The organism is Tepidicella baoligensis, from assembly GCF_013432195.1.
GTDB lineage: Bacteria > Pseudomonadota > Gammaproteobacteria > Burkholderiales > Burkholderiaceae_C > Tepidicella > Tepidicella baoligensis.
This window is the reverse complement of sequence record NZ_JACCDB010000001.1, coordinates 480,931-504,100: the sequence shown is the minus strand read 5'-3', so window position 1 is coordinate 504,100 and position 23,170 is coordinate 480,931. Positions and strand designations below refer to the sequence as shown.

At 66.4% G+C, this 23,170-nt stretch carries 18 protein-coding genes and 1 pseudogene; 12 read left to right on the top strand and 7 right to left on the bottom strand.

Annotated features, from left to right (window positions below; genetic code table 11):
• Positions 1-24: 24 nt before the first annotated feature.
• From sdhA to HZS63_RS02325, 4 genes are all read right to left on the bottom strand, one after another.
• The gene (gene sdhA, locus HZS63_RS02340; protein WP_180682399.1) at positions 25-1,830 is read right to left on the bottom strand and encodes a succinate dehydrogenase flavoprotein subunit; all 1,806 of its coding nucleotides are present in this window, start codon (positions 1,828-1,830) and stop codon (positions 25-27) included.
• Between the two features lie 3 nt (positions 1,831-1,833).
• Positions 1,834-2,199, bottom strand: coding sequence for a succinate dehydrogenase, hydrophobic membrane anchor protein (gene sdhD / locus HZS63_RS02335; RefSeq protein ID WP_180682398.1), 366 nt, complete (start codon positions 2,197-2,199; stop codon positions 1,834-1,836).
• Positions 2,200-2,219: 20 nt separating this feature from the next.
• On the bottom strand, positions 2,220-2,651 hold the full coding sequence (gene sdhC, locus HZS63_RS02330) for a succinate dehydrogenase, cytochrome b556 subunit (RefSeq protein ID WP_180682397.1): 432 nt from the start codon (positions 2,649-2,651) through the stop codon (positions 2,220-2,222).
• A gap of 146 nt (positions 2,652-2,797) precedes the next feature.
• A complete protein-coding gene (locus HZS63_RS02325; RefSeq protein ID WP_180682396.1) occupies positions 2,798-3,598 on the bottom strand; it encodes a GntR family transcriptional regulator in 801 nt (266 codons plus the stop codon).
• A gap of 116 nt (positions 3,599-3,714) precedes the next feature.
• Between HZS63_RS02325 and HZS63_RS02320 the strand changes: the two genes are divergently transcribed.
• The 6 genes from HZS63_RS02320 (at position 3,715) to trhP (ending at position 11,027) form a co-directional block, all read left to right on the top strand.
• Positions 3,715-4,701, top strand: a complete 987-nt coding sequence (locus HZS63_RS02320; RefSeq protein ID WP_180682395.1) for a malate dehydrogenase — start codon at positions 3,715-3,717, stop codon at positions 4,699-4,701.
• An 18-nt stretch (positions 4,702-4,719) separates the two neighbouring features.
• Positions 4,720-5,727 carry an HpcH/HpaI aldolase/citrate lyase family protein gene (locus tag HZS63_RS02315; RefSeq protein WP_180682394.1) on the top strand — a complete coding sequence of 336 codons (1,008 nt, stop codon included), beginning with the start codon at positions 4,720-4,722 and terminating at the stop codon, positions 5,725-5,727.
• A 23-nt stretch (positions 5,728-5,750) separates the two neighbouring features.
• Positions 5,751-6,239, top strand: a complete 489-nt coding sequence (locus tag HZS63_RS02310) for a hypothetical protein (protein WP_246316084.1) — start codon at positions 5,751-5,753, stop codon at positions 6,237-6,239.
• Positions 6,240-6,269: 30 nt separating this feature from the next.
• Positions 6,270-8,873, top strand: coding sequence for a bifunctional aconitate hydratase 2/2-methylisocitrate dehydratase (gene acnB / locus HZS63_RS02305; RefSeq protein WP_180682392.1), 2,604 nt, complete (start codon positions 6,270-6,272; stop codon positions 8,871-8,873).
• A gap of 218 nt (positions 8,874-9,091) precedes the next feature.
• Positions 9,092-9,556 carry a fasciclin domain-containing protein gene (locus HZS63_RS02300; protein ID WP_180682391.1) on the top strand — a complete coding sequence of 155 codons (465 nt, stop codon included), beginning with the start codon at positions 9,092-9,094 and terminating at the stop codon, positions 9,554-9,556.
• 88 nt (positions 9,557-9,644) lie between these two features.
• Positions 9,645-11,027 carry a prephenate-dependent tRNA uridine(34) hydroxylase TrhP gene (gene trhP / locus HZS63_RS02295; protein WP_180682390.1) on the top strand — a complete coding sequence of 461 codons (1,383 nt, stop codon included), beginning with the start codon at positions 9,645-9,647 and terminating at the stop codon, positions 11,025-11,027.
• 56 nt (positions 11,028-11,083) lie between these two features.
• Here trhP and hemL read toward each other — a convergent pair whose 3' ends face one another.
• Together hemL and thiD are read right to left on the bottom strand one after the other, a co-directional pair.
• Positions 11,084-12,379 carry a glutamate-1-semialdehyde 2,1-aminomutase gene (hemL, locus tag HZS63_RS02290; RefSeq protein ID WP_180682389.1) on the bottom strand — a complete coding sequence of 432 codons (1,296 nt, stop codon included), beginning with the start codon at positions 12,377-12,379 and terminating at the stop codon, positions 11,084-11,086.
• 59 nt (positions 12,380-12,438) lie between these two features.
• On the bottom strand, positions 12,439-13,377 hold the full coding sequence (gene thiD / locus HZS63_RS02285; RefSeq protein ID WP_180682388.1) for a bifunctional hydroxymethylpyrimidine kinase/phosphomethylpyrimidine kinase: 939 nt from the start codon (positions 13,375-13,377) through the stop codon (positions 12,439-12,441).
• Positions 13,378-13,440: 63 nt separating this feature from the next.
• Between thiD and HZS63_RS02280 the strand changes: the two genes are divergently transcribed.
• From HZS63_RS02280 to HZS63_RS02255, 6 genes and pseudogenes are all read left to right on the top strand, one after another.
• Positions 13,441-13,614: a rubredoxin gene (locus tag HZS63_RS02280; protein ID WP_180682387.1), complete on the top strand. Its 174-nt coding sequence runs from the start codon at positions 13,441-13,443 to the stop codon at positions 13,612-13,614.
• 53 nt (positions 13,615-13,667) lie between these two features.
• Positions 13,668-14,081, top strand: a complete 414-nt coding sequence (locus tag HZS63_RS02275; protein ID WP_180682386.1) for a response regulator — start codon at positions 13,668-13,670, stop codon at positions 14,079-14,081.
• 16 nt (positions 14,082-14,097) lie between these two features.
• Complete coding sequence (locus tag HZS63_RS02270; RefSeq protein WP_180682385.1) at positions 14,098-14,460, top strand: response regulator; 363 nt, start codon at positions 14,098-14,100, stop codon at positions 14,458-14,460.
• Between the two features lie 10 nt (positions 14,461-14,470).
• A complete protein-coding gene (locus HZS63_RS02265; RefSeq protein ID WP_180682384.1) occupies positions 14,471-15,061 on the top strand; it encodes a chemotaxis protein CheW in 591 nt (196 codons plus the stop codon).
• Between the two features lie 421 nt (positions 15,062-15,482).
• A pseudogene (locus tag HZS63_RS02260) lies at positions 15,483-16,511 on the top strand (methyl-accepting chemotaxis protein); the annotation flags it as partial.
• A 10-nt stretch (positions 16,512-16,521) separates the two neighbouring features.
• Complete coding sequence (locus HZS63_RS02255) at positions 16,522-21,690, top strand: Hpt domain-containing protein (RefSeq protein WP_343039937.1); 5,169 nt, start codon at positions 16,522-16,524, stop codon at positions 21,688-21,690.
• On the opposite strand, the gene HZS63_RS02250 is transcribed toward HZS63_RS02255, so the two are convergent.
• Positions 21,666-23,165: a cryptochrome/photolyase family protein gene (locus HZS63_RS02250; protein ID WP_180682383.1), complete on the bottom strand. Its 1,500-nt coding sequence runs from the start codon at positions 23,163-23,165 to the stop codon at positions 21,666-21,668. The two genes, HZS63_RS02255 and HZS63_RS02250, sit on opposite strands and share 25 nt — an antisense overlap.
• Between the last annotated feature and the right edge of the window lie 5 nt (positions 23,166-23,170).

The following is a 23,170-nucleotide window of genomic DNA, read 5'->3' as shown; positions in this document are numbered from 1 at the left end:
CGGGTGCTCCAACTCGGTACGCGGTCAGAAGGTACGAACCTTCGGGGGAACGGATTCGACCGTCAGCGGCTTGAGGTTGACGGGCTTGTAGGTCAGCGAGTTGTCGGCGCTGTGCCACAGGGTGTGCTTCATCCACTCCTTGTCGTTGCGACCCAGCGGGCATTCGGGGTCGTCGGCCGGCCGCTCGTAGTCGTTGACGGTGTGCGCACCACGGCACTCCTTGCGGGCGGCGGCCGAAGTCATGGTGGCCTGAGCCGCTTCGATCAGGTTCTCGACTTCCAGCGCCTCGATGCGGGCGGTGTTGAAGACTTTGGAGGTGTCTTTCAGACCGATGGCCGCGACACGCTCGCGCAGGGCGTTGATTTTCTTGACGCCCTCGTCCATGCTGGCCTGGGTGCGGAACACGCCGGCATGCTGCTGCATGGTGGCGCGCATGTCGTTGGCCACATGCTGGGCGTATTCGCCGTTGGGGTTCGACTCCAGCCGAGCCAGGCGGGCCAGGGTGCGGTCGGCGGCATCCTTGGGCAGATCCTTGTGTTCGGCCTTGGGGTTGACGTTGGCCACGATGTGGTTGCCCGCTGCGCGGCCGAAGACCAACAGGTCCAGCAGCGAATTGGTGCCGAGGCGGTTGGCGCCGTGCACCGACACGCAGGAGCATTCGCCGACGGCGTACAAGCCGTTGACGACCTTCTGGCCGCCGTTGCCGTCGGGCACCACGACCTGGCCGTTGATGTTGGTGGGGATGCCGCCCATCTGGTAGTGGATGGTGGGCACCACGGGAATGTCTTCCTTGGTGATGTCCACGTTGGCGAAGTTGACGCCGATCTCGTACACCGAGGGCAGACGCTTGTGAATGGTCTCGGCGCCCAGGTGGCTGAGCTTGAGCATCACGTAGTCCTTGTTGGGGCCGCAGCCGCGGCCTTCCTTGATTTCCTGGTCCATGCAGCGCGAGACGAAGTCGCGCGGGGCCAGGTCTTTCAGCGTGGGGGCGTAGCGCTCCATGAAGCGCTCGCCGTTGCTGTTGAGCAAAATGGCGCCTTCGCCGCGGCAGCCTTCGGTCAGCAACACGCCCGCGCCGGCCACGCCGGTCGGGTGGAACTGCCAGAACTCCATGTCCTGCAGCGGAATGCCGGCGCGCGCGGCCATGCCCAGACCGTCGCCGGTGTTGATGAAGGCGTTGGTGGAGGCGGCGAAGATGCGGCCCGCGCCGCCCGTGGCCAGCAGCGTGGTTTTGGCTTCGAGGATGTAGATGTCGCCGGTTTCCATTTCCAGCGCGGTCACGCCCACCACGTCGCCTTCGCTGTCGCGGATCAGGTCCAGCGCCATCCACTCCACGAAGAAGGTGGTGCGGGCGGCCACGTTCTGCTGGTACAGCGTGTGCAACATGGCGTGGCCGGTGCGGTCGGCCGCCGCGCAGGCGCGCTGCACGGGTTTCTCACCGTAGTTGGCGGTGTGGCCACCGAAGGGGCGCTGATAGATGGTGCCGTCCGGGTTGCGGTCGAACGGCATGCCGAAGTGCTCCAGTTCATACACCACCTTGGGCGCTTCGCGGCACATGAACTCGATGGCGTCCTGGTCGCCGAGCCAGTCCGAGCCCTTGACGGTGTCGTAAAAGTGGTAGTGCCAGTTGTCCTCGGACATGTTGCCCAGCGAAGCACCGATGCCACCCTGGGCCGCCACCGTGTGCGAACGGGTGGGGAAGACCTTGGACAGCACGGCCACGTTGAGGCCGGCGCGGGCCAGTTGCAGCGACGCACGCATGCCGGAGCCGCCGGCACCGACGATCACGACGTCAAAGCGGCGACGGGGCAGGGAAGAAGTGGTCGACATGAATCAGAGCCTCCAGAGCACTTGAAAGGCCCAGCCGGCGCAGCCAACCAGCCAGACGATGGTGAACACATGCAGAGCCAGGCGCAGGCCCACGGGTTTGACGTAATCCATCCAGATGTCGCGCACGCCCACGAAGGCGTGCCACATGAGGGCGATGATGACCGCGAAAGTGAGGAACTTCATCCACTGAGCGGCGAAGATGCCGGCCCAGGTTTCATAGCCGATGGGGCCGCTGGTGAAAATGAGCTGAGCCAACAGCACGATGGTGAACAGGGCCATGAGCGCGGCGGTGACGCGCTGCATCAGCCAGTCGCGGGTGCCGTAGTGGGCGCCAGTGACGACGCGCTTGGAACCGTAATTGACGGACATGGTGTGCTTCTCCGATGGAATCAGTACAGGCCGAACAGCTTGGCGCCCAGCACGACGGTCAGGCCCAGGCTCAGCACCAGGGTGGTGACGGCGGAGGACCTGCCGAATGCCTTGGTCACGTTATGGGTGGCGTCCATATACAGGTGGCGCACACCGGCGATGAAGTGGTGCAGGTAGGCCCAGATCAGCGCCAGTACGACGAGCTTGATGAACCAGCCCGGCACGAAGCCGATGCCAGCCGTGAAGGCCGAGGTGAAAACGCCGAAGGAAATCTCGGAGGACAACGAGGTGTCGAACATCCAGATGATGAAAGGCATCAGCAGGAACATCATGGCGCCACTGATCCGGTGCAGGATGGAGACCCAACCCGCCGCCGGCAGGCGGTAGGTGGTCAGATCCCGGAACGCATGGATGTTGCGGAACTCGGGCCGCTTTTTGCTCAGTTCTGTCATGGAAGGACCTTGGTTGGACGGGTAACGGGTTTGTTGGCCGGCGCGTGAATGTGCAGGAAAACCCTGACGAAAAACTGTCGCATTCTATTGCAACGCCATATTCATGACTGCGATGTTCAGGAATGTCTCTGCCTCGATCGGGTGCATCAGCTCAGTTCGTTGCGGTAGTGGTGGCGGTCGGTTCGGTAGAGGCCGCGCCGCAGTTCCATGGGGGCGTCGTTGTAGGTGAAGGCCACGCGCTCCACACTCAGCAGCGGGGTGCCTTCGGGCACATCGAGCAGCTGGGCCGCCTGGGCATTGGCGCTGACGGCCTTGATCTTTTCCTCGGCGCGCACCATGCGCACGCCGAATTGCGACTCGAACAGCGCGTACATGGGGCCCTGGTGTTGGGCCAGGGTGTCGAGCGTGAGCGCCTTGAATGGCCCGCCAGGCAGCCATAGGTCTTCCAGAATGGTGGGCACGCCGTGGAAGGACAGGACGCGGCTGACCTGGATCAGTGCGTCGCCCGCCCGCAGGCCGAGCGGGGCCGTGATGTCCGCCGGTGCGCGCAGCCGGCGGCAGGCCAGGATCTGGCGCGAGGCAGGCCCTTCGCTGTCGAGCGTGCCCGTGTCCGGGTGCAGGCGCAGGAAGCGGTACTGGATGTGCTGCTCGGCATGGGTGGCCACGAAGGTGCCCTTGCCTTGGCGCCGCACGAGCAGGTTGTCGGCGGCGAGTTCGTCGATCGCCTTGCGCACCGTGCCCTGGCTGACGCGGAAGCGCGCTGCCAGCTCCAGCTCACTGGGAATCAGGTCGCCCGGTTTCCACTCGCCGTTTTGCAGTCCTTGGAGAATGAGGGATTTGATCTGCTGATACAGTGGGCTGAAAGCGGGAGCAGACAGCGCAGGGCCTGCCCCCTCGGGGGAGGAGGGGGCGGAGAGGTGGGGGTCGGAAAGCGGGTGGGTGGTCATGGCTCAGGGGTCAATCATATCTTATATAAGACATAAGACAAATTGACGATTCAGGGTTTACCAGAGTACACTCGACAGGATTTCATTTTCTTCAACCGTTCCTTTTGGAGTGTTTCATGAGCAAGAAGCCCGTTCGCGTGGCCGTCACCGGTGCGGCTGGCCAGATCGGTTATGCCCTGCTGTTCCGCATCGCTTCCGGCGAGATGTTGGGCAAGGACCAGCCCGTCATTCTGCAACTGCTGGAAATTCCGGATGAAAAGGCTCAGAAGGCGCTCAAGGGCGTGATGATGGAACTGGAAGACTGCGCCTTCCCGCTGCTGGCCGGCATGGAGGCCCACAGCGACGCCAAGGCGGCGTTCAAGGACACCGACTATGCCTTGCTGGTGGGCGCGCGTCCGCGCGGCCCCGGCATGGAGCGCGCCGACCTGCTGGCCACCAACGCCCAGATCTTCACCGCTCAGGGCAAGGCGCTGAACGAATCGGCCTCGCGCAACGTCAAGGTGCTGGTGGTGGGCAATCCGGCCAACACCAATGCCTACATCGCGATGAAGTCGGCGCCTGATCTGCCGGCCAAGAACTTCACCGCCATGCTGCGCCTGGACCACAACCGCGCGTTGAGCCAGATCGCGGCCAAGACCGGCAAGCCGGTGGCCTCCATCAAGAAGCTGTGCGTGTGGGGCAACCACTCGCCCACCATGTACGCCGACTACCGTTTTGCCACCATCGACGGCGCTTCGGTCAAGGAGATGATCAACGACCACGCCTGGAACAAGGACGTCTTCCTGCCCACCGTGGGCAAGCGTGGTGCGGCCATCATCGAGGCGCGCGGCCTGTCGTCGGCCGCCTCGGCCGCCAATGCCGCTATCGACCACATGCGCGACTGGGCCCTGGGCACGAACGGCGAGTGGGTGACCATGGGCGTGCCGTCCAACGGCGAATATGGCATCCCCAAGGAAGTCATCTTCGGCTTCCCGGTCACCTGCGAAGGTGGCGAGTACAAGATCGTCGAGGGTTTGGAGATCGATGCCTTCTCGAAGGAGTGCATCGACAAGACCTTGGCGGAACTGCTGGCCGAGCGGGACGGCGTCAAGCACCTGCTGTAATCTCGTCAGAGTGCGCGCATGCATCCTCGCGACGTGTTGTTGGGCGCACAGGCCGGCAGGCAGACGCTGCCGGTGTGTGACCATTACAGCGGCGTCGAGGCCCGCATGCGCAAGAGCCTGGCCCTGCAGGCCGAGTTCATCGAACGCTGTGGCGCGTGTGTCTTCGACGTCACCTTGGACTGCGAGGACGGCGCCCCTGTGGGGGGCGAAGCGGAGCATGCCGCGCTGGTCGTGGAGCTGGTGCGCGGGCTGCCCCAGGCGGGTCCGGTGCGTCAGCGCGTCGGGGTTCGGGTCCACGACGTGCGCCACCCGGCGTTCGAAGACGACGTGGCGACCGTGGTGGGGCGAGCCGGGGATCGGCTGGCCTACCTGATGGTGCCCAAGGTCGAATCCCTCGAAGATGTCGAGCGGGCCGTGAGGGCGGTAGATGCCGCCGGGGCGGCCCAAGTGCCCATTCATGTGCTGATCGAATCGCCCCTGGCGGTGCACCGGGCCTTCGACATCGCGGCGCACCCGCGCGTGCAGTCCATGAGCTTTGGTTTGATGGATTTCGTCTCCGCGCATGCGGGGGCGATTCCCTCGGATGGCATGGGTGTGGCGGGACAGTTCAGCCATCCGCTGGTGCTGCGCGCCAAGATGGAGATTGCCAGCGCCTGCCACGCCCATGGGAAGGTGCCCTCGCACTGTGTGGTCACCGAATTCAAGGATGCGCAGGCGCTGCGCCGTGCAGCGGCACGGGCGAACAGGGAGCTGGGCTACACGCGCATGTGGAGCATACATCCCGATCAGATCGTGCCGATTCTAGAGGCTTTCGCGCCGCCACAGGACGAAGTCCAGCGGGCCGCCGAGATCATTCTGGCGGCGCATGCAGCCGATTGGGCACCGATATCGCATCGGGGGTACTTGCACGATCGGGCCAGTTACCGTTATTTTTGGCAGGTGTTGGAACGTGCGCACCAAACAGGTGTCCAGGTTCCACCAGACATACACGTTTTTTTCACACCGGGCGATGCCCAGAGGAGTTGAATATGCCGAACGGAAATCGCCCCTTGTCTGACGCCTGGTCCCTGGCCCTGTGTGGGGCCTTGCTGGCGGCCTCGTTGCCGCATGCGCATGCGCAATCGGCCAACCGGTCGGTGCCCACGGTGCAGGCCCCGGCGCCGGCCGATGCCCCCTTGACGGACAAGGAGCGGGCAGTCGCGGCCAAGGTGTATGTGGGGGCGGCGCCCTGCGAACTGGGCAAGTCGGTCCAGATCGAACCCGTGGCCGATGAACCCGGTTATTTTGACCTGACCATGGGGGGGCAGCGGTATCGCATGCGCCCCGTCGAAACCACCACGGGAGCCGTGCGCCTGGAAGACCGGACCCTGGGCGCTGTGTGGATTCAGCTTCCCAACAAATCGATGCTGATGAGTCAGCGCCTGGGCCGCCGACTGGCCGATGAGTGCGCCAACGCGGTGCAGCGTGCCGCTGCCGAGGCGATGAAGCTCAACCCACCCCCACATTTGCTGGACGTGGCGCAAGTCCCGTCCCGATGAATTGTTTCTGATTTTTTTCTGGAGCCTAAGATGTTGCAAGCCTATCGTGAACATGCAGCCGAGCGCGCCGCGCTGGGCATTCCCCCGCTGCCGCTGGACGCCAAGCAGGTGGCCGAGCTGATCGAGCTGATCAAGAACCCGCCGGCCGGGGAAGAGCAGTTCCTGATGGACCTCCTGACGCATCGCGTGCCGCCGGGCGTGGATGACGCTGCCAAGGTCAAGGCCAGTTTCCTGGCCGCCGTGGCGCACGGGGACATCACGGTCGGTCTGATCAGCAAGGCCAAGGCCACTGAACTGCTGGGGACCATGGTGGGTGGCTACAACGTCAAGCCCCTGATCGACCTGTTGGATGACCCCGATGTGGCCGATGTGGCCGCTGCCGGCCTGAAAAAGACCCTGCTGATGTTCGACGCCTTCCATGACGTCGCCGACAAGGCCTCTGCCGGCAATGCCAAGGCCAAGGAAGTGATGCAGTCCTGGGCCGACGCGGAGTGGTTCACGAGCCGCCCCGAGGTGCCCCGCAAAATCACCGTCACCGTCTTCAAGGTGCCCGGTGAAACGAACACCGACGACCTGTCGCCAGCGCCGGACGCCTGGAGCCGCCCGGACATCCCGCTGCATGCGTTGGCGATGCTGAAAAACCGCCGGCCCGATGCCGCGTTTGAACCCGAAGAAGATGGCAAGCGCGGTCCGATCCAATTCATCGAGAATCTGAAGAAAAAGGGCCACCTGGTGGCCTATGTCGGCGACGTGGTGGGCACGGGCTCGAGCCGCAAGTCGGCCACCAACAGCGTGATCTGGCACACCGGCGAGGACATTCCCTATGTGCCCAACAAGCGTTTCGGTGGCGTGACCCTGGGCGGCAAGATCGCCCCCATCTTCTTCAACACCCAGGAAGACTCCGGCTCCCTGCCCATCGAGGTGGACGTGAGCAAGCTGGAGATGGGCGATGTGATCGACATCTACCCTTACGACGGCAAGATCGAAAAAGACGGCCAGGTCGTGGCCACTTTCCAGCTCAAGAGTGAGGTGCTGCTCGACGAGGTACGCGCCGGCGGTCGCATCAACCTGATCATCGGCCGCTCGCTGACCGCCAAGGCGCGCGATTTCCTGGGGCTGCCCGCCTCCACGGTGTTCCGCCTGCCCAAAGCGCCGGTGGACACCGGCAAGGGCTACACCCTGGCGCAAAAGATGGTGGGCCGCGCCTGCGGCCTGCCGGTGGTCAAGGGGAACCAGCAAGGCATTCGCCCGGGCACCTACTGCGAGCCCAGGATGACCACGGTGGGCTCTCAGGACACCACCGGCCCCATGACCCGCGACGAGCTCAAGGACCTGGCCTGCCTGGGTTTCTCGGCCGACCTGGTGCTGCAGTCCTTCTGCCACACCGCCGCCTACCCCAAGGCGGTGGACGTGAAGATGCACCGCGAGCTGCCCACTTTCATCAGCAGCCGCGGCGGTGTGTCGCTGCGCCCGGGCGATGGCGTGATCCACTCCTGGCTCAACCGCCTGCTGCTGCCCGACACCGTGGGCACAGGGGGTGATTCGCACACGCGTTTCCCCATCGGCATTTCCTTCCCGGCCGGCTCCGGCCTGGTGGCCTTCGCCGCGGCCACCGGCGTGATGCCACTGGACATGCCCGAATCGGTGCTGGTGCGTTTCAAGGGCCAGATGCAGCCCGGCGTCACCCTGCGTGACCTGGTGCATGCGATCCCGCTGTACGCCATCAAGCAGGGGCTGCTGACGGTGGAGAAGAAGGGCAAGAAGAATGTCTTCTCCGGCCGCATCCTGGAGATCGAAGGTCTGCCCGACCTCAAGGTGGAACAGGCCTTCGAGCTGTCGGACGCCTCGGCCGAACGTTCGGCGGCCGGCTGCACGATCAAGCTCAACAAAGAGCCGATCATCGAGTATTTGCGGTCGAACATCGTGCTGATGAAAAACATGATCGCCGACGGCTACCAGGACCGCCGCACGCTGGAGCGCCGCATCAAGGCCGTCGAGGCCTGGCTGGCCAAGCCCGAACTGCTGGAGGCCGACCCCGATGCCGAATACGCGGCCGTGATCGAGATCGACCTGAACGAGATCAAGGAGCCCATCGTCTGCTGCCCGAACGACCCGGACGATGCCAAGTTCATGTCGGAAGTGGCCGGCACCAAGATCGACGAGGTCTTCATCGGCTCGTGCATGACCAACATCGGGCACTTCCGGGCCGCGGCCAGGCTGCTGGGCGGTGCGCGCGACATCCCCGTGAAACTCTGGGTGGCTCCACCGACCAAGATGGACCAGAACGAGCTCATCAAGGAGGGCCACTATGCCACCTTCGGCACGGCCGGTGCGCGTACCGAGATGCCCGGCTGCTCGCTGTGCATGGGCAACCAGGCGCAGGTGCGCGAGGGCGCCACGGTCATGTCCACCTCGACCCGCAACTTCCCCAATCGCCTGGGCAAGAACACCAACGTGTTCTTGGGCTCGGCGGAGCTGGCGGCCGTATGCTCCAAGCTCGGCCGTATCCCGACCGTGGCCGAGTACCATGAGGCCGTCGGCATCATCAACCAGGATGCGGCCAACATCTACCGCTACATGAACTTCGATCAGATCGAGGAATACGCGGAAACCGCCAAGAGCGTGACCGTCTGACGCCAGCAGGTCTGCAGATCTGCAGCATGCCGAAGCGGGCAGCAACGCCTGGGAGCGATCCCAGGCGTTTTTTTACGATTGGTTGCGAACCCGATGCGGTCGGGCGGGAACTCGTCTGAGACAAGACAAGTCATTCGGGCGTTGCCGATACCGGTAACAGCGTCGCGGCTGGCCAGCCTCTTTTGTGACGGTTTGCTGAAAACTTGAGGAGTTGTGTCATGAAAAAAGCGCTGATTGCGACCGCTTGTGCCGTTGCCCTGGGACTGGGCGCCCTACATGCGAAAGCGTCCACCATCGTCGAGAAGGCGGCGCAGGCCGGGCAGTTCTCCACCCTGGTCAAGGCCATCGAGGCCGCGGGGCTGGTGGATACGCTCAAAGGCGAGGGCCCGTTCACCGTGTTCGCCCCCACCGATGAAGCTTTCGCCAAGGTGCCCGAGGAGAAGTTGAATGCCTTGCTGGCTGACAAGGAGGCCTTGACCAAGGTGTTGACCTATCACATCGTGCCAGGCAAGGTCATGTCGAGCGAGGTGCAACCGGGTGAGGTGCAAACCAAAGCCGGTCAGGCCATCACGCTGCGCACTGAAGGCGGTGTGCAGGTCAACGACGCCCGTGTGGTGAGTGCCGACATCAGCGCCAGCAACGGCGTCATTCACGTGATCGACAGCGTGCTGATGCCGAATTGATCTGGGCGCGTGCCCGGGGTCGGGCATGAGCAGACCGCAGGCCCCGACATGCGGGGCACGTCTGCGAAAAAAGTCCGACAATCTGGGCATGCACAAGGCCCCTGAACTGCTGCTTCCCGCCGGCTCGCTGGACAAGATGCGAGCCGCCTACGACTTTGGCGCTGACGCCGTCTATGCCGGCCAGCCGCGCTATTCCCTGCGCGCGCGCAACAACGAATTTCGCCTGGAGCAACTCGCCCAAGGCATCGGAGAGGCGCACGCGCGTGGCAAGAAATTGTTCGTGACGAGCAACCTGATCGCTCACAACGACAAGGTACGCACCTACCTGCGCGACATCGAGCCCATCGTCGAGCTCGGGCCCGACGCGCTGATCATGGCCGACGCCGGTCTGATCATGCAGGTGCGCGAGAAATGGCCCGAAGTGCCGATCCACCTGTCGGTGCAGGCCAACACCACCAATTGGGCGGCGGTGAAGTTCTGGCAGAAGGTCGGTGTCGCGCGCATCATTCTCTCGCGTGAACTCAGCCTGGACGAGATCGAGGCGATTCGCCACGAATGCCCGGACATCGAATTGGAGGTGTTCGTGCACGGGGCTCTGTGCATCGCCTATTCGGGGCGCTGCCTGCTCAGCGGTTACTTCAACCGGCGCGACCCCAACCAGGGCACCTGCACCAACGCCTGTCGCTGGGAATATGGCACCCAGGCCGCTCAGTTGGACCCGGTGACGGGCGAGGCCATCCCGGTGGCGCAGATGGGGAAGGACTTCCATTTTGGTGAAGCCCTGGCCGAAGCCGAAACCGCCTTCTCCACCTGCGGCGGCGGCCAGCGCCACCCGGCGGCCGACCGGGTGTACCTGATCGAGGAAAAAGGCCGCCCTGGCGAGCTGATGCCGATCATGGAGGACGAGCACGGCACCTACATCCTGAACAGCAAGGACCTGCGTGCCGTGGAGCACGTGGAGCGGCTGTGCAAGATCGGTGTCGATTCGCTCAAGATCGAGGGTCGCACCAAGAGCTTGTACTACGTGGCCCGTACGGCGCAGGTGTATCGCCGTGCAATCGATGATGCCATGGCGGGCCGCCCCTTCAACCCGGAGCTGCTGCTGGAGCTCGAAGGTCTGGCCAACCGCGGTTATACCGGGGGCTTGCTGGAGCGCCGCCCGGCGCAGGATTACCAGAACTACATCAGCGGGCACTCCGAATTGCACCGCAGCCACTTCGTGGGGGAGGTGCGCGGCGTGCGCGCCGACGGCTGGGCCGAGGTGGAAACCAAGAACCGCTTCGCCGTGGGCGACCGCATCGAGGTGATCCACCCCAGCGGCAACCGCATCGTGCGGCTGGACGCCATGCAGAACCTGGACGGGGAGCCGGTGCAGGTGGCGCAGGGCAGTCCGGTGCGGGTGTATGTGCCTCTGGGTGGACCGGTGGAGGGTGCCTTGCTGGCGCGGCTGCTGGAGCCAGTAACTGCTTGAACAAAAAAACGGGCTGTGTATGACAGCCCGTTTTTTTGTTGGCGTTGTGTGCTCGGTCAGAGTGTGGCGAACACCTCGCGCGCGGCGGCCACGGTGGCCTCCACGTCGGCCTCCGTGTGGGCCGCACTCACAAAGCCCGCTTCATACAACGCGGGGGCGAAGTACACGCCACGCTCCAGCATGCCGTGGAAGAACCGATTGAAGCGTGCAGGGTCGGTGCTCATCACCGTGGCGTAGTTCTGTGGCAGCTTGTCCATCAGGAAAAAACCGAACATGCCGCCCTGACTGTCGGTGGCCAACGGCACGCCTGCCGCATCGGCAGCGGCTTGCAGGCCGCGGGTGAGTTGCTGGGTGCGGGCTGACAAGGCTTCGAAGAACCCCGGCTTCTGGATTTCCTTGAGCGTGGCCAGACCGCAGGCGGTGGCCACCGGGTTGCCACTCAGCGTGCCCGCCTGGTAGACGGCACCGAGCGGGGCCAGCTGTTCCATCACGGCGCGCTTGGCGCCGAAGGCCGCCAGCGGCATGCCGCCGCCGATCACCTTGCCCATCACCGTCATGTCCGGCTCAAAGCCTGGAATCAACTGGGCATAGAGGCTTTGGGCGCCGCCCAGGGCCACGCGAAAGCCCGTCATCACCTCGTCAAAGGCCAGCAGGGCGCCGTGCTGGCTGCACAGTTCGCGGCAACGTTTCATGAAGGGTACGCTGGCGCGCACGAAGTTCATGTTGCCGGCGATGGGCTCGATCATCAGGCAGGCGATGTCGTCGCCGTGCTGCTGGAACGCGGCTTCGAGTTGTTCGAGGTTGTTGTATTCCAGCACCAGGGTGTATTGCGCCACCTCGGGAGGGACGCCCGCGCTGGTGGGGTGACCGAAGGTGGCCAGGCCCGAGCCGGCCTTGACCAGCAAGGCGTCGGCATGGCCGTGGTAGCAGCCTTCGAATTTGATGATCTTCTTGCGGCCGGTGGCGCCCCGCGCCAGGCGGATGGTGCTCATGCCTGCTTCGGTGCCGGAGCTGACCAGGCGCACCATGTCGATGCTGGGCACCAGCCTGACGATTTCCTCGGCCAGTTCCACTTCGCGCTCGGTGGGGGCCCCGAAGCTGAAGCCTTCCATGACGGCTTTCTGCACGGCCTCCAGCACGGCGGGGTGCCCATGGCCCAGAATCATGGGCCCCCAGGAGCCGATGTAATCGATGTACTTCTGCCCATTGGCGTCCCAGAAGTAGGCGCCTTGCGCGCGCTGCACGAAGCGCGGAGTGCCGCCCACGGCCTTGAAGGCGCGCACCGGGGAGTTCACGCCGCCGGGAATGCGTTGCTTGGCACGGTCGAACAGGGTTTGATTGCGGTCGGTCATGTGGGGCGTGTGGGTGCAGGAGAACGTGGGGATGATCCGCGGCGCGGTGCCAGCGGGTGTCAGTGGGCGGTGTGGCCGTCCGGGAAGCCCTCGAGCTCGTGGGCCGGAGGGTCGGTTTCGGGGTCGGCGTCCCGGGTGTCGGGGTGTTCGTCGTGGGCCCAGAACAGCCGGTCGGGCACGGCATGGCCCATGCCGGGCTGGAAGCCCGCGTCCAGGCATTGGTCGAGATAGGTCAGGGCTTCGGCGCAGGCCGCCTGCAGGTCGGATTCGTTGGCCAGCAGGGCGCACAGGGCGGCCGAGAGGGTGTCGCCGGCGCCGGTGAAGGTGGCCTCGAAGCGCTCATAGCGGGCCGTGGCCAGCACCGTTTCGGGCGAAGCCAGGTGGCTTTCGAGGAACTGGTCGGGTGCGTTGAAGCCGGTGACCAGGGTGTAGGGGGTGCCGAACTCGGCGGCGGCCTTGGCCAGCTCGCGCGGACCGGGCGGGCGGTCTTCGGTCCAGTCGGGCAGGAGCCAGCGGCACAGGGTGTTGTGGTTGCCCACGAGCACGCTGGTCTGCGGCAGCAGCAGCTCCGCGAAGGCGTCGAGGTAGTTTTCACGCTCCACCTCGTCCCACCAGGCGAGCTCGGGCATGTAGCTGACCACGGGCACGTCGCTGTAGTCGCTGAGCATCTCGGCGATGGTGCTGAGGTTTTCCGCACTGCCGGCGAACCCCACCTTGATGGCCTGGACCGAGACGTCTTCCAGCACGCAGCGGGCCTGGTCCTCGATCGCCTCCTCATCGAAAGGGATGTGGTGGTGCAGCGCACGGGTGTCGCGCACATAGGTGCCGGTAACCACCGGCAGCACATGGCAGGAGGCGCTCGCCATGGCGGTGAGGTCGGCGGCGAGCCCGCCAGCGCCGCTGGGGTCGTTGGCGTTGAAGCTGATCACGCAGGGCAGAGAGGCTTCAGCGGGCGCGGGGGCCGTGGTGGCGCCCGCCGTGTCGTTCGGAAAGGTCATGCGCGGGACGGGCCGTGGTGCCTAGATACAATGAACCCATTCTAAGACAAGCGTTGTTCGACCATGAGTGCTCACAAAACCTGGATGTGCCTGATCTGCGGCTGGATTTACGACGAGGAGGCCGGCGCACCGGATCATGGCATCGCGCCCGGCACCAAGTGGGAGGATGTGCCCATGAACTGGACTTGCCCGGAATGCGGTGCCCGCAAGGAAGATTTCGAAATGGTCCAGATCTGACGTCCGAGTCGGGCTGGAGCTGAGCACCCCACACGCCGCCCAGGAGAACGCCGATGACGCCCAGCGAACCGTTTGCGTGCCGGGTGCTGGTGGTGGATGACAGCCAGACCGTGCGCCGCAGTGCCGAGCGCTTTCTGCGCGACGCTGGCCACGAGGTGTTGCTGGCCGAAGACGGCTACGACGCGCTGGCCCGCATGCACGATTTCGTCCCGGATCTGGTGTTCTGCGACATCCTCATGCCCCGGCTGGATGGTTATCAGACCTGCGCCATCATCAAGCGCAACACCCGTTTTGCCCAGGTGCCGGTGGTGATGCTGTCGTCGAAAGACGGGGTGTTCGACATCGCCCGCGGGCGCATGGTCGGCTCCCAGGAGCACCTGACCAAGCCCTTCACCCGGGAGCAGCTGTTGCAGGCGGTGCAGCGGCACGCCAGCCGGCGCGACCAAGCCGTGACCGCGACCCCATGATGCAGGAGAGCAGGCCATGGTGAGGGATATCCTGGTGATCGACGATTCCCGCACGGAGCTGCTGTTTCTCAGCAAGTTGCTCAGCCGCAATGGCTACCACGTGCGCACGGCTGAAAATGCCGAACAAGCCCTGCGGGAGCTGGCCGAGCAGCTGCCCGACTTGATCCTGATGGATGTGGTGATGCCCGGCATCAACGGCTTTCAACTCACGCGCAACATTGCCCGCCATCCGGCATACGCGAAGGTGCCGGTGTTCATCTGTTCCAGCAAGAACCAGGAAACCGACCGCGTCTGGGGCCTGCGCCAAGGTGCGCGGGAGTACATCACCAAGCCAGTGGACCCTCGCGTGCTGTTGGCCAAGATCGAGGCCATGGCCTGAAGGCAGCCGCATGACCGAACCCACCACCGCTGTGCGTCCGTCCCTGCAGGCCTTTCAGGACGAGCTCGCCCGCAAGCTGGCCGAGTCGGCCGATCGGCCGCTGGCCTCGGGGTGGCTGGGCGTGTCGTGGCAAGGGGTGCGTGCGCTGCTGCCGCTGGCACAGGCAGGCGAGATTTTTCATCCCACGCTCTTGCAGCGTGTGCCCCATACCCAGCCCTGGGTCCTGGGGGTGACCAGCCTGCGCGGCAGCCTCACGCTGGTGGTGGATTGGGTGCGCTATTTGGGCTTGCCCCGGCAGACGTGCTTGCACGATGGGGACGACACGGTTTACTGGATCAGTTTCAGCCCGTCGCTGGGCCTGGGAGCGGCCCTGTGCGTGGACCGGTTGCTGGGGCTGCGCACGTCGGCCGATTTCGTGGTGGATGAGACGGAACAATGCCCGGCCGGTGTGCGCCAGCTGTGCCGCGATGCCCAAGGCCAACGCTGGCTGGAGCTGGATCTGATCGCGTGGGCGCAGTCCCCGGCGTTTCTCGACCCCAGGCTGCCGGCCTTTGCCCGGCCGTCCCCGATGTCCGACGCGGTGAGGAGCCGAGATGCTTGATGCCTTGAAACGGCGCAGCCGTCAGCCCGAGACGGCACCGTCTGTGGTCCCGGGGGCACCCCTCAGCGAGCTCGGCTCCAGCCTCGGGGCATCGGCAAACGGTGCGTCGGACCTGGGGCCCTCCACCCTGTCGCCTGCTGCTGACCAGGCGGCGGGGCACGGTGGGGTGACCACGGCGACGCGTGCCGGGCCAGCAGGCACCGGCAACCCATGGATGTGGTGGGCGGCAGTGCTGGGCGCGGTGTTGCTGATGGTGGCCACCGCGATCTATGGCTGGCAGGTGCCGGCGCTGCCACCGGCCTGGCCGCTGGTGCCGGCACTGTTCGGCCTGCTGGCCGTGGCTGCCGCGCTCGGCATGGTGCAACAGCAGCGTGGCGCGGCGCGCGGCCAGCAGGCCGAAATCGAACGCTCCCGCAGCGAGGCGCTGGCCCAGGAAAGAGAGGCCAAGCGCGTCAATGACGCCACCCAGGCGGCCATCCTGCGCCTCATGAACGAGCTGCAATCGGTGGCGGAGGGCGACCTTACCCAGCAGGCCACGGTCACCGAGGACATCACCGGCGCCATCGCCGATTCGGTGAACTACACGGTCGAGGAGTTGCGCTCGCTCGTCGGCCAGGTCCAGGCGGCGGCACAGCGCGTGACGGAGACCACGGCCCGAGTCGAGAACACCTCGATCGAATTGCTGGCAGCTTCCACCGAGCAGTTGCGCGAGATCCGCGAGACCGGCCAGTCGGTGCTGGACATGTCCACCCGCATCACGCAGGTCTCGTCCCAGGCCCAGGGCACAGCCGATGCCGCCCGGCAAGCGCGCGTGGCGGCAGAAACCGGTGCTCGGGCGGTGCAAGACGCGATCGGCGGCATGAACACCATCCGCGAGCAGATCCAGGAGACCGCCAAGCGCATCAAGCGGCTGGGCGAATCGTCGCAGGAGATTGGTGAGATCACCGAGCTGATCTCCGACATCACCGAGCAGACCAATGTGCTGGCGCTCAACGCGGCCATCCAGGCGGCGGCTGCGGGTGAAGCCGGGCGTGGGTTTTCCGTGGTGGCCGAGGAGGTGCAGCGGCTGGCCGAGCGATCGGCCGATGCGACGCGCCAGATCGCGGCGCTGGTACGGGCCATCCAGGCCGATACGCAGGATGCCGTGCTGGCCATGGAGCGTTCCACCCGCGAGGTGGTGGAGGGCGCCCGTCTGTCGGACAACGCCGGCGCTGCGCTGGCCGATATCGATCGACTGTCGCGCCAAGTGGCGGAATTGATCGAGCAGATTGCGCACTCCGCAACCCGGGAGGCGGAGCTGGCCAGCCAGACCGCCGGCAGCATCCAGCACATTTTTGCCGTGACGGAGCAGACCGGTGAGGGCACACGCTCGACCGTCCAGCAGGTGCGTGAACTGGCGCGCGTGGCCGACGAGTTGCGGCAGTCCGTCTCGCGCTTCAAGATCCAGTGAGGCCTGCCCAGTGAGCACCCGGGAAGCTGCCGCCACGTCATCCGCCGGGCGCGACCTCGGCCCGCTGGCTTGGGTCATGGAGGAGCTCGTTCGCACGCTCGACGAAGTGGACCGGACGGTGACGCAGTTCGTGCAGGACAACATGGCGGCGCGCGCTTCCGACCTGTCGGAGGTGGACGGCACGGGGCTGCGCGTGGTGCGCCAGCACATCCACCAAGCCGTGGGGGCTTTGGAAATGGTGGAGCTGGCCGCGGCGGCACAGACGCTGCGCGCGCTGGAAGCGGCGATACAGCGGCTGCTGCAAAAGCCTGCGCTGGCCACCCCCGAGGCGGCGCAGGTCGTGCGGCAGGGCACCCATGCGGTGCTCGATTATCTGAACCGCCTGATGCGCCAACGGCCACTGCCCGCCCTGGCTTTGTTTCCCACCTACCTGGACTGGCAACAATTGGCTGGCGTGAGCCGCTTCCACCCGGCCGATCTGTGGGACAACGAACCGTGCGATGCGGTCCTTCCTCCTGGCAAGACATACGAGCCTGGTCCGGCTGTCCGTGCCCACCTGGACCGTCTGGTGCTGCTGGTGGTCAAAAGCCTCAGCCCACAGGCGGCCACCCCGTTGGCCCAGCTGGCCGCAGGCCTCGCCCGCGGCGCTGGCGACGCCGAGGTGCGGCGCTTCTGGCTGGCTGCGGCGGCCTATTTCGAAGCGGTGGCCGCTGGCGCCTTGCCCGACAGCGTGTACGTCAAGCGCGCGGCGTCGAGCGTGCTGCTGCAATACGCCCAGCTCAGCCAGGGGGACCGTTCCGGACTGGCCGCCCATACGCATCAGTTGCTGTTCCTGATCGCTCAGGCGCCGCCATCAGACGACGTCGGCGGCCTGGGTTACCGGGAGGCGGTCTGGCAAGCCCAAGGTTGGCCCCGGGCGCCGGTATGGGATTTCGAAGCCCGCACGCTGGGCCGCTACCCACCCGCCGCCCTCGCCGAGCTGCGCCAGCAGGTGATTCGGGCGCAGCAAGCCTGGTCGTCCCTCGGGGCCGAGGGCAACGGCGAGTCCCTGGCGCAGGCCGCAGGGCCTTTGCGTCAACTCGCTGAAGGTCTGGGGACCTTGCTGCCGTCAGAACCTGCCCTGCAAGCCCTCGCCCGGGCCTGGGGGGGCGTGGCCGACGTGTTCGCAGCCACCCCGCCCTCTGCCTGGCCGGGTGGATTGTCGTTGGAGGTCTCCAACGGGCTGTTGTTGCTGGAGGCCGTCCTCGACGAGAGCGACCCCATCGACCCCGAAACGGCGCCGCGGCTCGACGCACTGGCGCGCCGGCTCGACGGGGTGCTGCGCGGCGAGCCTGCTCCCGATCCCGAAACATGGATGTCGGCCGCGTACCGCCGGCTCAGCGAGCGCGAAACCCTGGCCCAGGTGATCGCCCAATGGCAGGCTGAACTGGAGGCGGTCGAACTGGCGCTGGACGCCATGTTTCGGCAGCACGACACGGCTGCGCTCGCTGGCCTGGATGCGGTGATCGAGCGGCTCGACCGCACGCGCGGCATCGCCGCGCTGCTCGAACTGCCTGACGCTCTTCGCACCCTGGAGGTTGTGCGCGACGATGTGCGTGCCTGGGCGGCCCGCACCGACCGCGCGACCGCCGAAACCATGCAACTGACCGCCTCGCGCCTTGGGCCGAACGTGTCGATGCTGGGATGGCTGCTCGACACCTACAACCGACAGCCCGAACTGGCTCGCCAAGCCTATCGTTTCGACGAAGCGGCCGGACTGCTGCGTTCCACGCTACCGGGGGGGGAGACGAGCGCACCCCGACCACTTGCCATGCCGGACACCCCAGCGGCCCCCGCGGCCGAGGCGGCGAACGACGAGGAGGACCTGCGGGCGATTTTTGTGGAAGAGGCCCGGGCCGTGTTTGCCGGCGCTCGGGAAACGCTGCAGATCCTGCGCAGCAACCCCGGCAGCCTGCCGGACCTGACCGCGTTGCGCCGGGGCTTCCATACCCTCAAAGGCAGTGCCCGCATGGTGGAACTGGCCGGGCTGGGCGAAGCCGCTTGGGCCATGGAGCAGCTGCTCAACGCTTGGCTGGCAGAACAGAAGCCGGCTAGTGCGCCGTTGCTGGATTTGAGTGCGCAAGTGCTGACCTACTTGCAGGATTGGGTGGATCGCCTCCAGTCTGGCATGCCCGAGCAGGAAGCGGGTGACGCCGCCGCCGTTCGGGCCAGCGCCGACGCCCTGCGCCTCGAAGGCCGCTACATGCCCCTGCCTGCAGGGGCCACGATCCCGGTGCTGCTCGAAACCGTGGACGCCTCGCTGGCTCCTGTGCCGCCCTCGGCGGCCGATCTTCCTGTGCTCGACGAGCCGGTCAAGGTGATCGGTCCCTTGCGCATCGATCTGGACCTGTACAACGTTTTCCTCAACGAGGCCGACGAGTGGTCGCGTCGGCTCGGGCATGCCTTGTCCGAATGGTGTCTGGTTCCCGGGGAACCCTTGCCCGACGGGCTGTCTGCGCTGGCCCATTCGTTGGCGGGGGGCGCGGCCACGGTGGGGCATCTCGGGCTGTCGCAACTGGCGCGCGCGTTGGAACACGCCCTGGACCGTATCGCTGCCCTGGCCTCCCCCACCGAGGCTGTGTCACCGGCTCAGGCCCGCCAGATCGCCGACGCGGCCGAAGAAGCGCGTCACCTGCTGCACCAGTTCGCCGCTGGCTTTCTGCGTGAGCCACAGCCGCAGACGCTGGCCGTCCTGGCCGCCATTCCTGGCGAGCCTCTTCAGGCGGCGCCGTTGCCCCCGCCTGAAGAGCAAGCCCCCGCTGTCGATGCGGGCGTGGCTGCCCCGGCAGCCCCCGAAGCCCCGGCAGCCGACGTGCCCGACGACCGGCTCGATGCCGACCTGTTTGCCGTGTTCCAGGACGAAGCGCAACAGCTCCTGCCTCGGCTGAGCTCGGCCTTACGTCAATGGGTGGCCCGGCCCGACAACACCGGTGCCCGGGCCGAGGTGTTGCGCAATCTGCATACCTTCAAGGGCAGCGCCCGCCTGGCCGGCGCGTCGCGCCTGGGCGAGATGGCGCACCGGTTGGAAAGCGACGTGCTGGCCTTGCCGGAAGTGCCCGCATCCCAGGCCCTGCGCCCTCTGCAAGTGGCGATGGACGCCATGCAGACCCGGTTCGAACTGTTGTGCCAGGCCTATGCCTCGGCAACCAGTGAGCCGGGCGCGCAGGTTCCCGAAGGGGTCACGCTGCAGGCGCCCGAAGGCCCGACTGCCCCCGATATTGCGGCCCCGCTGGAGCCGCTGCCCAGCACGCAGACCACCGTGCGCATCCGTGCCGACCTGCTCGACCGGCTCATGGTCCAGACGGGTGATGTGATGCTCACCCGCACCCGTCTGGAGGGCGACATGCGGGCTTTGCGCCAGTCGTTCAAGGACATGAGCGGCAACATCGAGCGGCTGCGCAGCCAGTTGCGCGACCTGGAGATGCAAACCGAAACCCAGATGCAGTCGCGCATGGCGCAAAGCCGCGAGGCCGATGCCCGCTTCGACCCGCTGGAATTCGACCGCTACACCCGTGTGCAGGAGCTCACACGGCTGTTGGCCGAATCGGTGAATGACGTGGCGACCGTCCAGCACCACATGCAACGGGCCGTGGAGGCGGCCGAAGGCAATCTGGCTGCCCAGGCCCGCCAGACCCGCGAACTGCAGCGCGACCTTTTGCGAACCCGGCTGGTGGCGTTCGATTCCCTGGCCGATCGCCTGCACCGCGTGGTGCGGCAGGCCGCCGATGCCGAAGGCAAGCTCGTGGAACTGGTGATACACCATGGCGAGGTGGAGGTGGACCGGGGCGTGCTGGACCGCCTGGCGCCTGCGTTGGAGCACCTGCTGCGCAATGCCGTGGTTCATGGCATCGAAGCCGTGGCCCAGCGTGAAAGGTGGGGCAAGCCGGGCACCGGCCGCTTGGAGATCGACCTGCAGGCCAGTGGCAACGACCTGACCCTCACCCTGAGCGACGACGGGGCGGGGCTGGACGTGGAGCGCGTGCGCGAACGCGCCGTCGCTCAGGGCGTGCATCCGGCCGATGCCCCGTTCGGCGAGGCCGATGCCGCACGCTGCATCTTCGCCTCCGGCCTCAGCACGGCCGCGAGCGTGACCGAACGGGCCGGTCGTGGCATCGGGCTGGACGTGGTGCGCAACGAGGTGCTTGCGCTGGGGGGGCGCATCGAGTATTTCAGGCCCGATGCCGGGGGGGCGGCGTTCCGGCTGCTCGTGCCGCTGAGCACGGCCGTGACCCAGGTGGTGATGTTGCGTGTCGGCGACTTCGTGCTGGGTGTGCCGGCCCCGTGGGTGAGGGCGGTGAAGCGGGCCAACGCCTCCGAACTCACCGCGGCCTATCTGAGTGGTCAATGGCGCGACGGCGAGGAGCGCATGCCCTTTTTCTGGGCCGGAGCCCTGCTGGCCCTGTCCACCGAAAGCACCGATCCGCAGGCCCACCAAGCCCGCAGCTGGCCGGTGCTGGAGTTTTACAGCGCCGGCCAGCACGTGGCCTGGCATGTGGACGAGGTGCTCGGGCATCAGGAGGTGGTGGTCAAGCCGCTGGGGCCGCAGCTCGCCCGTCTGCCCGGTCTGGCGGGCGCCACGGTGCTGGCATCGGGTGCGGTGGCTTTGATCTACAACCCCGTCGCCCTGGCCTCCCTGTATGGCGAGGCGGCGCGTGCCTGGGTGCGGGCTCAACGGGCCGAGGGCGCGCAAGGCCGAGCGGCGTCGAGGCCCGACAGCGGCGCGGCCACCCAGGCCCCGCTGGTGCTGGTGGTGGACGACTCCATCACCGTGCGCCGCGTCACCCAGCGCCTGCTCAAACGCGAGGGCTATCGCGTCGTGCAGGCTGCCGACGGTTTGCAGGCCCTGGAGCGGTTGCGCGAGGAGCTGCCGGTGGTCGTGCTGTGCGACATCGAGATGCCGCGCATGGACGGCTTCGAATTCGTGCGCCACCTGCGCGGCGATCCCCGCTGGGCCGATCTGCCGGTGGTGATGATCACCTCACGTCTGGCCGACAAGCACCGCGAGCACGCCCAATCCCTGGGGGTGGACCACTACCTGGGCAAGCCCTATGCGGAAGACGAGCTGCTGGAACTCGTCAAGGCCTACGCCCGCATCGCGCCGCCGCCCGCGTCGGTTCAGACCTTTTTCACCACGGCGTAGCGCGCCAAGGTCCGGGCCCGCGCTTGCGCATGGTCCACGATGGGGAGCGGATAGTCCTTGCCGATCACCAGTCCGGCGGCGTCCTGCTCCTTGGGCTGGGCCAGCCAGGGGGCGTGCAGGGCGTGGGTAGGCAGGCCGGCCAGCGCCGGCAGGTAGCGGCGGATGAACTTGCCGTGCGGGTCGAATTTCTCGCTCTGGCTCACCGGGTTGAAGATGCGGAAGTAGGGCTGCGCGTCACAGCCGCTGGACGCCGCCCACTGCCAGCCGCCGTTGTTGGCGGCCAGGTCGAAGTCGATCAGGTGGTCGGCAAAGTAAGCTTCGCCACGCCGCCAGTCCAGCCCCAAGTCCTTGGTCAGGAAGCTCGCCACCACCATGCGCAGGCGGTTGTGCATGTAGCCGGTCTGGTTGATCTGGTGCATGGCCGCGTCTACCAGCGGGTAGCCGGTGCGGCCCTCGCACCAGGCGGCGAACAGCGCATCGGCCTGCTTGCCGCGCTCCCAGTGGATGGCGTCGTACTCGGGCTTGAAGGCCTTGCCTTCCCCGACGTGGGGGAAGTTGGCCAGGATCTGGTGGTAGAAGTCGCGCCAGATGAGCTCGCTCAGCCAGGTGCTGGCCCCGGCCATGCCCTGCAGGTGCAGGGCATAGGCCACGCTCGCCACCGAGCGGATGCTCAGCGTGCCGAAGCGCAGGTGCACGCTCAGGTAGCTCGGGCCTTTCACGGCTGGGAAGTCGCGTGCCTGGTGGTAGTGCTCGATGCGGGTGAGGAAGTCCTCGAACAGCGCGCGGGCGCCGCGGCTGCCGGTGCGGATTTTCAGCTCGCGCAGGTTGGTGTGGCTGAAGCCCAGGCTTTCCAGCGGCGGCACACCGGGCGGCGTGTGGGTGGGGCAGGGCGCCAGGGCGTCGGCATGGCGCTCCACCGGGTAGGCCTTGAGGTGGAAATCCGTCAGTGCCTTCAGCCAGGCGTTCTTGTAGGGTGTGAACACGGTGAAGGGCCGGGCGTTGCCCGTCAGCACCTCGTGCCGCTCGAAGATCACGTGGTCCTTGTAGGTCTGCAACACCGCCCCGGCGTGGGCCAGCGCCCCCAGTACCTGGGCATCACGCGCTTTGGCGTAGGGTTCGTCGTCGTGGTTGGCAAACACCGCCTGCACCCCCAGTTGCGCGGCCAGGCGGGGAATCTCCTCGGTGGCTGGGCCGTGGCGTACGATCAGCCCCACCCCTTCGACGCCATTGGAGCGGCCGAGCGCGCGCAACTGCTCGTCCAGGTCGATCAGGCTGTCGTGGATGAACTCCACGCGCCGGTCGGCGTGCAAGCCCCGAGCCAGCAAGGGCTGGAGAATGTTCGTGTCGAACACGAACACGCACCACACCTGCCTACAGCGCCTCAGCGCATGGTACAGCGCGGCGTTGTCGTCGGCCCGCAGGTCGCGGCGGAACCACATCAGGCCGGTATCGAATGAAGGGGGTAGCGGTGCCATGGCTG